Below are 14,467 nucleotides of genomic sequence, written 5' to 3'. Positions count from 1 at the left end.
ACGGCAGCATCCGCTGCCTGTGCGCATAACGGTCGGGGGTTGGCGCCCCCAGTTACGTTACACATAAGTGAGGGTGACAAAGCCCCCTGGCGTTGCCGCATTGTAATACAAGTTGTAAAATACATTGGAATCTTAATAAATTCCGGTTCACAAAGTCCTTATTCTTATATATTTGGTTTCACTGCTCATGCGAAAAAACCTCGTTGACCCCTTTGTTTTTACGAAAAAAACCGTGTTCATGCAGAGACTTTCGGACCTCGTTCGCTCGAACCATAGCCGCTACATCCTGGGCACGATCTCCATAGACAAGGCGCCCTACTTTGCTGCGAAGATGGACCTGAACTACTCGTGCTTTGCGAATAAGGTGACGGCGCATAGAGAGCGCCAACGCGGTAATGCTTCCTCTCGTTTGCTATTTCTATCCCAGGAGAACACCACGCATCTAACTTGGGTTTTGCTAGTAACAGAAGGGAAATGGCAATCTCCTTACGCCGGTAACGAGAAATGGCTTGACCCGATCGAGGACCGAATTACAATTTCTGGCTATGAGTTGGTTCGCCATATTCGCAGCGGTAATGCGAAACCCTCTTGGACCTGGCGATATACCGGCGCCAGATATGACGAATTGCGAAATATGGTCGTCATGGCCATTCGGCGCCACAGGGCTGATGAGTTGCGAAATTTGATTGACTCGCTTTGGCGCAGCCCGGCCTTTGCAGGCGTTCGTGAGCAAATAAAAAAATTTGCTCAGCTTATCAAGGCCGAGTGGACCAGAAGCGGTGTTGGCGATATGCCTGAGATACCGAAGGGTCTAGGCTTTGTGCGCCGGCTACCGGATAAGGGAAAGAAATTAAGTATGTTGATTAAGGAGGCCGAAATTGGCAATTCGTGAAAAGCAAAGTCAGCTATCATTTAGCGTAAAAATCCCCCGCGACCTGCACGATAAGATTGATGAGGTTCGTGAGGCGGCTAAAAAGTTGGGTGTGGTTTATGACCCTTCCGGAGTTGTTGCGCGGGCGCTGGAGCGGGACGTGACCAGCTCGCTTAAACAACTGGAGAGCATAAAGCAGAAGAATTCTTCTAAAGGAACCTGATTGTGACAGAAAACTTTAAGGCAAAAGCGTACCGATTCCTGCAGCACGTTCTTGAGTGGTCAGATCCTACTTGGTGGATCATTCTTTCATGCGTTTTATTTTTGCTTTGCGTGATTCACTTTTACCCTTTGGAGTTGGACGAGAAAGATAATCACAAACTCACCGATCGACTATTGGTGAAATTGCGTTTCGCGTCACTGTTATTGCTTGGGCTTGGTGGTGTTGTCGCTCCAATATCGGTGTATTTGTTTTTCGGCGCGATTGCTGGCGATGACCGTTTGCGGGTTTCCAATCTTTTCAAAGAATGGGCGTGGGATGCCTTCAAGATATATTGGACGCTGCCCGTTGCGGCGATCATCGCTGGCGTCACAGTAAATTTCTGTTGGCATCGCTACGGTGAGCCATATTTGTCCAATCTCAAAAGAAGGTTTCGGGTTAATCAGCACGTCGATCAAGCCTCTGACGTTCGCGAAGAACATAGCAAATATGAGCCCAAGGAATTCGATCCAGAAAAGTATTTTAAGGATGGCTTTTACTTCATTGGCCTGGATGAACAGAATCAGCCGATCTATGTAGAGCGTAACGCGTTTGAGGAAACGCATATGGCCTTTATCGGGCCTACTGGCTTCGGTAAAGGTGTTGAGGCTGGCGTGATACTCACTCAGTCCATTCGATTTGGTAACTGCACGGCGTATGTTGATCCCAAGGAAGATAAGCGCATTCCCTATATTCTGCAAAACGAGGCCAAGCGTGCCGGTGTTCCTTTCGTTTATCTTGATTTGAATCCTGATGGCAAGGGGAATTGGGACCCATTCCGCGGTGGCTCAATTCGTGATCGCCGCGCGCGGATGATTTCGGCCTATAAGCTGGAAGCATCAGGTACTAATGCTGATGTGTACAAGGCGAAAGAGCGCTCTATCATTGATCAGGTCTTGGAGCGCACGGATGGGACGATTAAGGCCATGCTGGAAGGTGTGCAAGCGATCCTGGGTGATGCTGACCTTTCTTCGTTGCGCGACGGCCTGAAGGAATGGGCGCAGATTTCCACATTCACGGCCAATCCCAAGAAGGTGAAAGGGCATTCCATTGAGCAATCGATTATGAATAACGCTGTCATTTATGTGAAAGGTTCTCTGACTGATGGTGTAGTGCAAAGGGCCACGCGCACATATATTTCTGAAATACTTCAAGAAGCTAAGCGCTTGGTGAATCAGCGAACGTCGCAAATTACCTTGATGGTTGATGAGACTCGTTTTCTTATTTCTAAGGAAATTGCCGACGGGCTGGCAACAAGTCGTGAAATGCGGACCAACATGATTTTGGCTACGCAAGCGTTGACCGACTTCCTCAATATCGAAGACCAGACTATTAATGCCCAGGCACTTGAAAACAGCGTCAAGGTGAACTGCCAGGTCAAACTCATTTATCGTGCCGCAGACGAGTACACAGCCGAGTGGGCCGAAAAAATGACAGGTACAAAGTGGATTACTCAGGCACGAAATGAGAAGGTAAAGGTAAATCGACTGGGGGGTGAAACATGGGACGACACAAGGGCAATTGATCGGGTTGAAGTGCCATTCTTGAGCGCCAATGTATTCCTCCAGCTGCAGCAGAGGGTTGGCGTTTTATTCCAGCCTAAAGCACTGCCGAAAGTAATGTTTTCGAGCTGGCTTACCGTGGACCAGTCTGTTTGCTCATGGGAGAAGCGAGAGAAGGAAGCGGATTCGGACGCTAAGACCGATTCCGTTCATTCCGCCGCGACGTCTACGCCCAGAGCGGATCTGGCCGGGCTGAGCGCCGAGGCGGCCGGTTCTCAGACTTCGGAAAGACCGCGTATGCGGTCCAATCCTAAGCTGTCGGCTACGCAGCAAGCGGATAACAGACAATCGAATGCGGAGGTTTGATGAGCGCAGATTTACAAAATCCGTCCGTGGTGGCGCCGGCAATGGTGGATACAGCTGAGTCGTTGGCTCAGTATTACTTGCGGCCTATTGCGCATTTTTTTCAAGACCCGGCTGTTACATCGATTGCGATTAACCGATTCGATCATGTAATGATCCGAAAAAACGGTATGTGGGAAGTGACCGAGGCCAAGTTTGCAGATGAAAAAACGCTCGTCCGAGCAATTACGCAAGTAATCGGCAACTTAGGGCAGCATATCGATGCGGAGACCGCGCCAATCGCTGACGCCAGGCTGGCTGATGGCTCGCGGGTAAATGCTGTTCTGGCCCCGACAGCTCATCGCGGCTCCAATATGACAATCCGTATCTTCCCCAAGGTGCGGTATACCGTGCGCGATTTGTTGGATAAGGGAGCCTTAAACGGAGAAATGCTCCGTTTCTTTGAATTGGCGGCGGCTTGTCAATATAACATTCTTGTCAGTGGTGCAACTGGCAGCGGCAAGACGACGATCCTGAATGCCATTGCTAATCTGATTCCTGATGAGCATCGTATCGGCGTCATCGAGGATACTGCTGAGTTGAAAATCGACAAGCCAAATCTTGTCGGTATGGAGGCGCCGCGGCGGGCCTTGAAGCCCGGCGAGCGGCCTATCACGATGGAAGACCTGCTGGTGAATACGCTGCGTCAGGAATTGGCAACTGTGATTGTTGGTGAGGTGCGGGAGCCCAAGGCGTCTACAGCGTTGATGCTGGCCTTGAATACGGGTCACAAGGGGGTCATTTCCTCGTTGCACGCGAATAGCGCCGACCATGCTCGCACCAGGCTAATCAACATGCTTTTGTCCAACGACACTCGCATTCCTTACGACGCGATCAAGCATGAGATTGATGACAATTTCGACATGGTTATCCAGTGCGAACACACACCCAAGCATGGGAAACGCATCGTATCCGTGCATGAATTTCAAGACGGACAGCTGAATCCCTTGTTCACTTGGGACTACATCAAGGGCGAGCATAAGCAGGCGTACATCGCCAGTCAGCGGCCACCGCGATTGTTCAACATCGCAAAAAAATACGGCCTCTCCGTTGGGTAAGGCCGTACATCTTTAGCGTGCTAAAGGCGTCCTTGGGACGCCTTTTTTATTGCATGAATCAGTTCGTTTTTTAGTGTCGTGTTATCAAATATTTCGGCAACTCTCAGATTACTTTCGCTTTCAATTAGCAGTTCGATAAAGGCATTTAGGATCTTCGACTTGTCGCAGTGTGCGCCACTAGCGGTCTTGATCTTCCGTCCTATGCGTTCTAGCTCTTCGGAATGGAATTGTGTAGTGGACCAGGAACGGACGATTTTCGTGTTGTTCCTGCTCATGTTCTCTGTTTCATCGATTACAACTTTTCGGCGTTTGGGCATGAACTTGCTTTTATACAGGTTGAAGTCCGCAAAGTCTAACTTATCTCGATAGTTATTTCACTAAGAAATTATGCAAAAAAGTTTGATTCTGATAGAATCCATGTAAGAAATAGTGCTTCTGGGATACACTATTGCTCTGCTGAAAAATGTGACCGTTTTTGAAAGAGGATTTTATTTTGGACAACGAGATCGAAGAGAGCAACGAGCGCCTGGATAAAGATGCACTTCGGCACGTTTCGACCATTAACGACGAGGATCTGAAACTAGGCATCCCCTCTAAATGGTTCTACGGAGGGGCAGCTATGTCCCTCATTCTCGGCGTAGCTGTTCTTTGGTACATCGGGATTCTGTTCGCACTCGTCTATTTCCTCACTATGCACAGTATTCACGAGGATGATCCGAAGGCATTAGATGGGTGGCTGAGGCTCTTGATGCCAGGGCACAAGGACCGTTGGATTGGCGGGGAGCATGTTGTTCGGCAAGTTGTTTTTATTGATAAGGAAGAAAGATGAAATTTCATATTGGTGGTTTAGTAAGGTCGGTGGCCGGCGTTATCGCAGGTGGAAGCGTGATGCTGAGTGCTGCAGCGGGGCCGATCCTTCCTACGGGGGGCGGCACCCTCTTCCAGAAGCTCACTACTTGGGGGCAGAACTACCTCGACTTTATGACTGGGCCTTTTGCAACGGCCGCAGTTGTCATCAGCGCCTTGCTCATCTGGATTGCGTGGGCCTTCATGCCGAAGGAAGGCATCATGGCCAATTTGGCCCGTATCGTTGTCGCTGGCTTTGCAATCCTGAACATTGGCACGTTCTGCTCGACGTTGGTTGGCTAACCACTGATAAGGCGGCTTTAGCGCGCTAAAGCCTGCTCACCCCCCTCCCCTGTTCCAGTTGGAGTTTCCCTTGAAGAATGCAGGACCTACCTCGGCCAATTTTGCGGCGATCGAGCCCTACAATAATTTTCTGATTCTTACAAAATATTCAACTCTGATCGGGGCGATTGAATTATCTGGCCGCGACCCGGATGGGCTTACGGCTGCCGATCACGCAGGTTTGTGCGCGATTTCGCAATCAATCATCGGTGCTCTGCCACGGTCAGTCACCATTACTGAATATTTTGAACATTCCGACGGTAGCTCGGTTCAAGTGCGCCGCCGGGATGATCCGCGTTCTGACGCCCTCTCCCAGCAACGCGAATCCTACCTGAATTCCAAAAACCTGAATCGGTCGCGAATTGTTCACTACTTTGAAATCGATCCGTCAGAGAATTTGAATGATTTGGATATGCTGGGCTTGCTGCGGCATGGCGGCATGGCGATGTTCTCCCAGCGCAGCCGCACCATTTTGCAAAACGCGCTCAGCTGGGAAAAGAATTTCCTTCTGGACCGTTCGGAGTTGGCCCGCCAGGCGAAGCTGTTGCAGGACGGCATTTCCGAGGTGTTGGCGAAGTGGGGTGGGCTGTTCAAGGTCAAGCAGCTCACCACGCAGGAGCAATGGGCTCATATGAAGTTCATCGCGAGCCTCGATCCACAATCGCACGAAGAAGGCTTGACGGAGGCTGTGCCTGAAGAGGATATGGATGCCGCGCTGTCCCCAGGGGACGTCGTGCCCGTCACCATTGGCCAAATAGATCTACTGAAGATTTCCGGAGTCACAAACGTTTATGCAAAGCTCGCCTCAGTGCGGCGATTTTCACGAAAACGCGGCCTTATGCAGCCGGGACTTTGGGCGGCGCAAAGCAAAGCGCCGGTACGACTCCCAGGCAATTATTTGATTATGACCCGGTGGAAGCCGCGAACCGAAGCATCAACAGAGTTGTTCTTCGGCGCGAAGAATCGCGAACTGGACCGCGCGAGGGTTGATCTTTTCTCGGTGATTACTGGCAAACAGCAGTCCGAGGAAGTAAAAAACGCCAATCTCAAAGAAAGCATCAGAAAGAAGATTTCCGAACTCGGAATTGCGGAAAGCGTGTCCGACGTCTGGGGCATTGGATCAAGTCTGGTGTGTGTATTTGGGCGTGATCCGAAGGCTATTCAAGATACCGCAACTGCGCTCAAAGCCGCGTTAGGAAACGCGCACATTAACGTTACTTGGGAAAGCCTACAGGCGCCTGATGCCTTCGCTTCTATGCAGCCAGGTAACGGCCATAAGCCTTTCCGTACATTACACCTTACCTCCAGCCAGTTTGCGGCGGGCTCTCTGATTTACCAATCATCGGAAGGCCAGGTTGTGGTCCCCGATATGCGGATGAGGAAGCAGCATATATCTTCCAATCGAAGGACGGCACGCCGTTCCACTACAGCCCTTTCATTAACGGTCGGGCTATGGTCATCGGAGTTGGGCCAATTCGTAAAGGTAAGACTTTTACAAAAAACACGCTGGCAACGCATACGCTGAAATATGGCGGCCTCTACCGAGCGCTTGATATCGACCCTGGAAGTGAACCTATTGCTGGCCTGTTCGGAGAGGATGGCGGCATCATGCGTGCTGCAAAGGATGACCAGTCGGGTGCGAATCTATTTTTTAGCGCCCGCGGCCAGGATGATGTGTCGTTCAAGATTCACTTGATCGAAGTGCTGAAGCTGATGCTGGAAGCGAATGACACGGAATCGCAGCGCCAGATAGACGACCATGAACAGAAAGGGTTGGACGAGGCAATCGACGCCACTTTAGCGCTGCCTAAAGAACTGCAAACCATGTCGGCGCTGGTTGCGCATATGCCGCCGACGCTGCAGACGAAGTTTGCCCGCTGGATACGTGAGAGTCCAAAAAACCGTGGCAGCGGCGCCGGTTGGTTCGCGCATGTATTTGACAATCAGAATGACGCGATCGGCCATCTGACAAAGCGCGTGGGCGTGTTCAATCTGCAGAACGTCAAAGACCAGCTGCGCCTGTTGCGTCCAATCCAGGCCGATATCCTCTATCGGATTACGCAGGCATTTCGAAGATCCCGCCATCCGTCATTTGCCCAAAACTCTGGACATAGATGAGGCGCATTTGCCGTTGTCTCTGCCAGGTATGCCAGAGAAAGTCGTAACTTGGGTCCGGACCTGGGGCAAGTGGTTCGGTACGGTTCAGCTATGGACGCAATCGGTGTCTGAGTTGTGTGCGCTGAGCGACTGGGCCGTCTTGCGCAGTGCAGCTACTACCTTCTTCTTCTTCTCCGATCCGGAGCTGGACGAGAAGCTTTACAAAAAAGCCTTCCCATTCCTCAGCGATGGCCAGCTACAAGCAATCCGTGATCTGGTTCCGCAGAAGGAGGCGTATCTCATTCAGCCTGAAATCGGGACAAGTAAGGTAGTCGTTATTGACGTGGAGCCGGCGCAGCGCGTGGCCAATACCTCGCACCCACAAGAAGCCGCATTGCGTGATCGACTTGTGAAAGAGCACGGCTTTGACAAAGGTTTGCAGCTTGCCATTGAGCAATTAACCCCTGTCCTCTCTCGCGAGCCAGAGGACGACATTCTTTCACGACTAACTTTGACTAATTAGGAGAGAGGCAAATGAATAAACGCTTGAAGATGACGGCACTCAGCATTTCGTTGGCGTTCGCGGTCGGATCGGCTAATGCAGGTTTGCCTGTGTTCGACTATGCCAATTTGGCAGAGGCTATTTTGCAGGAACTGAACCAGATCGAGCAGCTGGGCCAACTGAACATGCAAACCCTGCAGCAGCTGAAAGACTACCGGCTGCAGCTACAAAACCTGCAGCAGCTGAAAGGTCAAGTACGGGATGAAGTGAAGCAGCGCCTGCAGCAGCAGCTGCTGAGCAACGTCCGAGACTACGGCCGTTCCCTGATGAGCAAGTCAGTAACTGCTGACCCGAATGCAGGAAGCTATTACCGCCTCTCCGACGACATTGTAAGCACGTCGATTGGTGGCGTGCCGCGATCAGCAGCTGAAACGAAAAGCAATGCTCTGCGCGTAGGCTTAAGCCAAGACTCAGCAATGACGCTGGAGGCAAGCAGGGATCGGATGCAGTATGACCGTGTTCAGGACAACATGCGCCAGGTGGCCCTCACCCGCGCCAACGCTGAGCGACGCGCCGAGCAGGCCAACGCCGTCACCAAGGAAATGTCCCAGCTGAAAGAGAACAACACGGTGGGCGCACTTCATGTACTAGCTGCGCAAAACAGCATTGCTTACGCCCAGGGCGAAGACTCGATCAAAACGCAGACGACCCTTTTGCAAAACATGGAAGAGCAGCGTACCCGTCTGCTAACCGAGAGAAGAGGACCGGAAGCGGGAGCTAGACCGGTTGGCAAAAGTTAAAGCAGAGTCCGAGGCTCCAATTGTAAAGATGACGCGCTGACTTTAGCGCGCTAAAACTACGCCCCATAGTTTATTGAAATTTTTATTGAATAAAGTCGATAAAAAATACTATAATTCTGTGGGGTAACTATTTTTTTTGCGTCGATGAAAACTTTCGGAAATATGCGTACTTTTCTGCTGGCAGCTATGTTCGCGGTGTTGCCACAGTACGCCGTCGCGGCCCCTCCTGATCCGTCGAAGACCGGTCCGGTATTAACCGGGTTTAACGACTTTGTCGCCAAGATCCACGCACTCACCACTGCCGGAATCCAAACCCCGATTTTGCGTTGGGCGTTGATTTGGTTTTTTATCTTTTGGCATTCTCGTTGTTGATACTCGTGCTGGCCAAGTACGCGATGGGCGGCGCCAACGTGCTCGACATTCACACGGCCGTGCTATTGGTATTGATGGTACAGGTCATGCGTGCTTCCTATGACCCGCTAACCGATGCACTTTGGGAATATGCTGAGCAAATGGCCAGCGGACTTCAGCAGGGCATGATCGGCACCAAGGACGCGTTTTTCGCACCGAAGTTTATTGGCAATGTGGTGCGCGCAATGTCCTTCTCAGTGCTTGATATTCTCAATCCGGTGAAAGCAACAATCCAGGCGCTGACCGTCTGGACTCTCTCATTGGCCATGTTACTACTCAGCGTTATTTCTTACGTGAGCATCATGTGGGGCTTCTGGGGCTTCACGCTTGCAAAGCTCATCGGATTGATGTTTGTCCCGACGTTGTTGCTCAAGCCCATTTCCTTCATGTTTGACGGATGGCTCCGGTTCTTTTTGGGCTGGATCGTTTACTACGTAATCGCGAGGATCAATGTGGTTATGGTCGCTTGCGCGATTGCTCTTTACCTCGGCATCGGCATTCCTTTCACGGCCGGGGCTCAGCAGACCATCGAGCTACCGCAGTTCAGCAGCATTTTCGAAATGATGGGCCTGATTACCTTTATGTTCATCGGCATCCTCGCGTTGTTTAGCTCCGGCAAATTTGCGGCAAGCATCGTAGCCGGCGCAGGTGGTGGTGGTATGGGCTCTTCGATCCTTGCCGCCTCCCGCGCTGCCGCGAAAATTACTTCTGCCATCATCTAATTCACTAAAGCTGTCTCGTATGTTCAAGAAAATTTTCAAAAAACGCGCCATCGAACCAGGTGGCCTCATCGGTTCCACTATGGAACAAGAGCGCCTCAAGGGGCGCATGTCTTCGACAATTAGCGAGATCCGCGCTGACCGCAACCGCTGGTTCATTGTTGCGGTTGCGGCAATTGCAATGGCCGCGTTCTGTGCGAATGGCTGGCATGTTGCCGACAAGCGCTTTGCTGAAAACGTCCGCGTCGCCTATGTGAAGTTGAGCCCAAATGGGACTACTGCGGTTGAGATTGCGGACGACGAAAAGCCCGTCAACTTCTTTGAAGCCAATCTTGAAGCCCGCCTGGCTGAGTATGTCGAACGCCGATACTCGAAGCGTAAGGAATCCATCCTCACCGACTACGGATTCGCACGCCTGATGATGCAGCCGGATCTGCAGCAGGACTTTATGGAAAGGGAGCGGGCAGCAGACGTTGCAACCGCCCTCATCGATTGCAAAGACTGCAAACGAATCATCATGCACTACCGAGAGCAGCAAATGGTCGATAAAGACCCTCTCCCCATACGCGTAAGGAGCAGCAGTATTCGACGCTTGTGTTTGCCACGGAACAAACCCGCGATTCTCAAAACAAGATTATGGGTTGCTCCAACAAGATTATCACGCTGCTGTGGACCTTCCGCCCGATGAAAGAAGTCGTCAAACGCAATGACGAACTCCGCTACAACCCGATGGGTATTGGCGTCATTCGTGAATCGAAACGCGACGACCCGACCCCTGTTTCCGATGCTGACTGCAAGAACATTAAATTCTGATAAATGACAAACATGCCAATCGCTCATAAAACTGCCATCGTTTTTGCCCTTTCGGCGCTGTTGACTTCGACCGCCCAGGCAGCAGCTGCCAAAGCTGCACCCACCGAGTCATCGGGCATCTTGGCGCAAACGCGCTGCAACGTGTTCCACTGGACGCCTGGCGAGATTCTGGTTATCGAAGCACAGATGTATAAGCAGAGCCACATCATCCTGCCGGAAGAAGGGCTGGACATGGTGTGGGGAAGTGAAGACCTCTGGGAACAGAATCTCATCAAAAACCATGTGTTCATCAAACCAAAAACCAAGGAACCGGAGGGCGCGGAAACCACACTTACCGTGGTTGGTGCAAGCGGCAACACTTATGAATTCAGGGTGGTTCGGGTAGCGAAGCTGGCCAGCCACTGTTCTCAGGTCAAGGCCAACAACTCGCTTGGCAACCGGGCGGCATGGGAGGCCAAAGACGCGGCAGCAACGGTCCAAGTGAACGCGCTCCAGCAGCAGCTGGTCAATGCACAACAGGAAAAGCAGCAAGCTCTGGCCGAGGCACAGCGACAAACGCAAATGGCAGTTAAGTCCTACCGATCAACGATCTATTCCGCCTATGACTGGGATGAGGGTTCTGGCTGGTTTGCGACCAGCGGCATTGATTCTGTTCAGGATGATGGCCGTTTTACCTATATTCGCCTGAAATCCGACAATCGGGGCATTCTCTCCGTGCAGGCCGAAATCGATGGCACCACGGAGGTGCTGGAAAAGGTGTATGACGCAGCTAAGCGCGAATACCGCATCGCTGGTGTGTATCCCAAGTTCAAACTGCGCGCGGGCGACTCTGAAATCACTGTAACTCGCCGGAGCAAGTAAGATGGCTGACGAACTGCAAAAGGACGCACAAGAAGATTCCGGCAGCAGCCAAACGACGCACAAGAAGAAGGCGCAAATTGTAGCCCTTGTCCTTGTCGGCGTGGTTGTCGTCGGTTTGATCTTGCAAGCGTACATCAGCGCCAGTGGACGCACCTCTCGCCAAGCGAAACGCGAAGCCGAACAGGCCAAGGTGGAAGCCGCTGCAGCTGAAGCGCGCCCAGAATCTAGCCTGTCCGATTTCGCAAAGGCGCAAGAACAATCAGCATCCAACAACGCGGCGGACGCTGAGGCGGAGCGAGCCCAGAAAAAACGCAAAGGATTGCTGGCTGACGTAATGGCTGAAAGTGGCGCACCTGGCGCCGCTACTGATGGCGTAGCCCCAGATGCCGTACAGGCCGCAGAACAAGATTTCCGAATCGCTGAGCGTAAGCGCGTGCTGATGGCTGGAGCGGGCCACCTGGGCCGATCTGGCGCGAAGCCAGAACAGGAACAGGGCGCAAAGGAACTTACAAACGCTGGAGAACTGGCCGAAGTGGACAAGCGGATCGCCAAGCTCACTACGGCGCCAGCTGCACTCGAAGCCCGGAAACGTGAACTGTATGAACGCGCTGCCGCTGCCGGAATCGATCTGGCGAAATTCAAGGCAACTGGTGCTGTACCGATCACGTCTGGATCGTCTGCGGTTGTGCGAGATAACGGCGATCAAGATGCGAACGGTTCATTCGGTGAAGTTGCCTCCAACCGAGAACAACGTGACCCAAGCGGCGCAGGCCCGCGCCCAGGCGAAGAAGTCTTGCCTACGGGCTCGATTATTTTCGGCCGTGCTGGATATGGATATGGTGAGCGACTACGCGGGCAACTGGTGGGCCTTACTGCAACGCCCTGTCTACGATCCTTCGATGACCTTCGTGCTATTCCCTGCTGGCACCAAGATTGTTGGCAAATCGATGCGTGCAACTGGCGCGAATGAGAACATCCAAAATCGCATGGGATCAGTCCCCTTGTGGGCCATTCGCCCAGACGGTAAGCGCATTGACTTTAAACGCACGGCTGGCATGGATGCTGCTGGTGTGGCGGCGCTGAAAGATCAAGTGGACCGACATTTCTTGGCTCAATTTATGGGCGTGGCGGCCTACGCAATCATCGGTCTTGGCCCATCGTTTAGCAACTACGGTGCGGAACCGAATTCCTCTCGTGACGCTTTCGCACGTGAATTTACATCGCGTAGCCGTGACGCCGGCCGCAGCTTTGCGGAGAAGTTTTTGAACATTGTGCCCACGGTACGAATCCGCGCTGGCACGCCGGTCAAAATCTTCGTTGAGGAAGACATTTACGTAACCCCCTGGGAAAAGATCGATGAAAGCCACTATACGCGCCGTCAGTAACAAAGTGCTTGACCGCTACCAGCAGCTGCCCAAGGTTGTTCGTTATGGCGCACTCCCCCATCTGGTCATTAGTCTGCCTATGCTGATCGGGAGCCTTCTCGCCGCCTATTACGTCATGCCTGTTGCGGTTCTCCTGTCGGCGTATTTGCTGTACAGCCAGGCTAAGCAGTCCGATGAAGTTGTTTTTCAGATGAGCAAGAACGAAGCACGGCTTGCAGTTACTTTCCCTCTTTGCAGTTTCGTCAGCGCGTGGGTGATTGTGCTGTCGGCGCAAGGGAATGCCCAGATGTTAAACGGGATCGTCGGACCGTATTGCCTGATGTTGCTGATCGCTTGTGCACCGGCATTTCGATGGAAGCATGAACGTACCGCACGGCGCTTTCCACTGGCCGTCACCTTTTCAATTACTGCGGCAATCGCCCTAGCGGCATCGCTGAGTTATATCGAATTCTGACAAAACCATGATGATTGTTTTGAAAAATATCTGCGTGCTAGTGGCGGCGCTCATCGCCTTCCCTGTAGCTCACGCAAACGGCGAGGAAGCCCGTTCCATCCCGAAAGTCCGCATCGCGGCCCGGCAGCCGCTGGACCCATTGCGCCTGCGCGTGGTGATGCAGTTCCCGCCAAATGTCACAACCGTACAGCAAGCCGCGCAATATCTGTTGGAGACTGCCCAATACAAACTGGTGCTGAGCCCGGCAAACCCGAACGATACGCGCCGCATCCTGACTCGCCCGCTACTGGGCCAGGACAAAGACGGTTCGCTGCAAACCATCGAAGACGCCCTGCTGATCGTTGGAGGCGATGACACGGTGCTTGTCATCGACCGCGAGAACCGCATGATTACCTTTGAATTTATCGGCAACCAGTAACCCTTTAGCGCGCTAAATCCTTTTGCACATGAAACTTGACGAATTCGATATCAACGCTACCTACATCGTGCGCAAACGCGATGTACGTCTTTTGGATGCGCGGTCGCGCATTCGCGGCAGCCAGAGCATCATCACTGTTCTCGACCCTAAGGCCACGCCCGCCTCAGCCTTTGACCGCTATCGCACCTTGGCACCAACCGAAATCGAGACTGCCGCTGCAGCGGAATACCTGCGCGTGATGGACACCAGCAGTAAGATTGATATGTTGCACCCGGCCACGATTGAATATGCTTTCCGCATTCCTAACTCTGTCACGGACCCAGACCATGAATTCTAAATACGCCCAAGCTACCACGTTCGAGAAGCTGAAAGAGCTGCAATCCACGCCCGGCGAACTTCACATTCGGATTAATAAAATGCAGGGCTTTTTCGTGCCATTCGTGTTTTTCACCGAACCCGGCCAAGAAGAACCGGTCGGGCACGGCCCCATCCTGAACGAAGGAGATGTTGTGGCTTCCCTGGATATGCAGGCGCTCATCACTGCTCTGCAAGAAAGCTTGGGTAACGTCACAATCTACCGCCCGGTCGGCGCAGCCCCGACCACGTTGCATTAACGTTCGCGGCACCCTAAATCAAAAGCTCGCTCATGCGAGCTTTTTTCTTGCCTTCCAGATATACTCAAGGCAGCTTTGCGATGGTCGCATGGCTGGGATAGTGGTTCTGCCGC

20 protein-coding genes are annotated in these 14,467 nt (G+C 52.4%); all 20 read left to right on the top strand.

Going from position 1 to position 14,467, the window contains the following annotated elements; all coding sequences use genetic code 11:
• Positions 1-187: 187 nt before the first annotated feature.
• The 20 genes from ACHMW6_RS00220 to ACHMW6_RS00125 all read left to right on the top strand — a co-directional run bounded on the left by ACHMW6_RS00220 (position 188) and on the right by ACHMW6_RS00125 (position 14,354).
• Entirely contained in the window at positions 188-892 is a 705-nt protein-coding gene (locus ACHMW6_RS00220) for a hypothetical protein (protein ID WP_395398592.1), read from the top strand.
• On the top strand, positions 879-1,094 hold the full coding sequence (locus ACHMW6_RS00215) for a hypothetical protein (RefSeq protein WP_395398590.1): 216 nt from the start codon (positions 879-881) through the stop codon (positions 1,092-1,094). Before ACHMW6_RS00220 ends, ACHMW6_RS00215 begins: the two co-directional genes overlap by 14 nt.
• 2 nt (positions 1,095-1,096) lie before the next feature.
• The gene (locus ACHMW6_RS00210; protein WP_395398588.1) at positions 1,097-2,998 is read left to right on the top strand and encodes a type IV secretion system DNA-binding domain-containing protein; all 1,902 of its coding nucleotides are present in this window, start codon (positions 1,097-1,099) and stop codon (positions 2,996-2,998) included.
• Complete coding sequence (locus ACHMW6_RS00205; protein ID WP_395398586.1) at positions 2,998-4,092, top strand: CpaF family protein; 1,095 nt, start codon at positions 2,998-3,000, stop codon at positions 4,090-4,092. Before ACHMW6_RS00210 ends, ACHMW6_RS00205 begins: the two co-directional genes overlap by 1 nt.
• Before the next feature lie 493 nt (positions 4,093-4,585).
• Entirely contained in the window at positions 4,586-4,921 is a 336-nt protein-coding gene (locus ACHMW6_RS00200; protein ID WP_395398584.1) for a hypothetical protein, read from the top strand.
• The gene (locus ACHMW6_RS00195) at positions 4,918-5,241 is read left to right on the top strand and encodes a hypothetical protein (protein ID WP_395398582.1); all 324 of its coding nucleotides are present in this window, start codon (positions 4,918-4,920) and stop codon (positions 5,239-5,241) included. The genes ACHMW6_RS00200 and ACHMW6_RS00195 overlap by 4 nt, the downstream gene beginning before the upstream one ends.
• A gap of 70 nt (positions 5,242-5,311) precedes the next feature.
• On the top strand, positions 5,312-6,805 hold the full coding sequence (locus ACHMW6_RS00190) for a hypothetical protein (protein WP_395398728.1): 1,494 nt from the start codon (positions 5,312-5,314) through the stop codon (positions 6,803-6,805).
• Positions 6,733-7,398 carry a hypothetical protein gene (locus ACHMW6_RS00185; protein WP_395398726.1) on the top strand — a complete coding sequence of 222 codons (666 nt, stop codon included), beginning with the start codon at positions 6,733-6,735 and terminating at the stop codon, positions 7,396-7,398. Before ACHMW6_RS00190 ends, ACHMW6_RS00185 begins: the two co-directional genes overlap by 73 nt.
• A 7-nt stretch (positions 7,399-7,405) precedes the next feature.
• A complete protein-coding gene (locus ACHMW6_RS00180; RefSeq protein ID WP_395398724.1) occupies positions 7,406-7,900 on the top strand; it encodes a hypothetical protein in 495 nt (164 codons plus the stop codon).
• An 11-nt stretch (positions 7,901-7,911) separates the two neighbouring features.
• Positions 7,912-8,679 (top strand): hypothetical protein, encoded by a 768-nt coding sequence (locus tag ACHMW6_RS00175; RefSeq protein WP_395398722.1) that lies wholly within the window; start codon positions 7,912-7,914, stop codon positions 8,677-8,679.
• 162 nt (positions 8,680-8,841) lie between these two features.
• Entirely contained in the window at positions 8,842-9,051 is a 210-nt protein-coding gene (locus ACHMW6_RS00170; protein WP_395398720.1) for a hypothetical protein, read from the top strand.
• Positions 9,052-9,056: 5 nt separating this feature from the next.
• The gene (locus ACHMW6_RS00165; protein ID WP_395398718.1) at positions 9,057-9,812 is read left to right on the top strand and encodes a hypothetical protein; all 756 of its coding nucleotides are present in this window, start codon (positions 9,057-9,059) and stop codon (positions 9,810-9,812) included.
• Positions 9,813-9,831: 19 nt separating this feature from the next.
• Positions 9,832-10,497 (top strand): VirB8/TrbF family protein, encoded by a 666-nt coding sequence (locus ACHMW6_RS00160; RefSeq protein WP_395398716.1) that lies wholly within the window; start codon positions 9,832-9,834, stop codon positions 10,495-10,497.
• On the top strand, positions 10,494-10,622 hold the full coding sequence (locus tag ACHMW6_RS00155) for a hypothetical protein (RefSeq protein ID WP_395398714.1): 129 nt from the start codon (positions 10,494-10,496) through the stop codon (positions 10,620-10,622). The genes ACHMW6_RS00160 and ACHMW6_RS00155 overlap by 4 nt, the downstream gene beginning before the upstream one ends.
• 12 nt (positions 10,623-10,634) lie before the next feature.
• A complete protein-coding gene (locus ACHMW6_RS00150; RefSeq protein ID WP_395398712.1) occupies positions 10,635-11,483 on the top strand; it encodes a TrbG/VirB9 family P-type conjugative transfer protein in 849 nt (282 codons plus the stop codon).
• A gap of 599 nt (positions 11,484-12,082) precedes the next feature.
• Positions 12,083-12,868, top strand: a complete 786-nt coding sequence (locus ACHMW6_RS00145) for a TrbI/VirB10 family protein (RefSeq protein ID WP_395398710.1) — start codon at positions 12,083-12,085, stop codon at positions 12,866-12,868.
• Positions 12,840-13,322 carry a hypothetical protein gene (locus tag ACHMW6_RS00140; protein ID WP_395398708.1) on the top strand — a complete coding sequence of 161 codons (483 nt, stop codon included), beginning with the start codon at positions 12,840-12,842 and terminating at the stop codon, positions 13,320-13,322. Before ACHMW6_RS00145 ends, ACHMW6_RS00140 begins: the two co-directional genes overlap by 29 nt.
• Positions 13,323-13,329: 7 nt before the next feature.
• Entirely contained in the window at positions 13,330-13,740 is a 411-nt protein-coding gene (locus ACHMW6_RS00135) for a hypothetical protein (RefSeq protein WP_395398706.1), read from the top strand.
• A gap of 28 nt (positions 13,741-13,768) precedes the next feature.
• On the top strand, positions 13,769-14,077 hold the full coding sequence (locus ACHMW6_RS00130) for a hypothetical protein (protein ID WP_395398704.1): 309 nt from the start codon (positions 13,769-13,771) through the stop codon (positions 14,075-14,077).
• Positions 14,067-14,354, top strand: a complete 288-nt coding sequence (locus tag ACHMW6_RS00125) for a hypothetical protein (RefSeq protein ID WP_395398702.1) — start codon at positions 14,067-14,069, stop codon at positions 14,352-14,354. Before ACHMW6_RS00130 ends, ACHMW6_RS00125 begins: the two co-directional genes overlap by 11 nt.
• The last annotated feature ends 113 nt before the right edge of the window (positions 14,355-14,467 follow it).

This window comes from Pseudoduganella sp. UC29_106 (assembly GCF_044055365.1).
Lineage (GTDB): Bacteria > Pseudomonadota > Gammaproteobacteria > Burkholderiales > Burkholderiaceae_D > Rugamonas.
The sequence above is the reverse complement of the archived record's forward strand: the minus strand, read 5'-3'. Positions and strand labels throughout refer to the sequence as shown.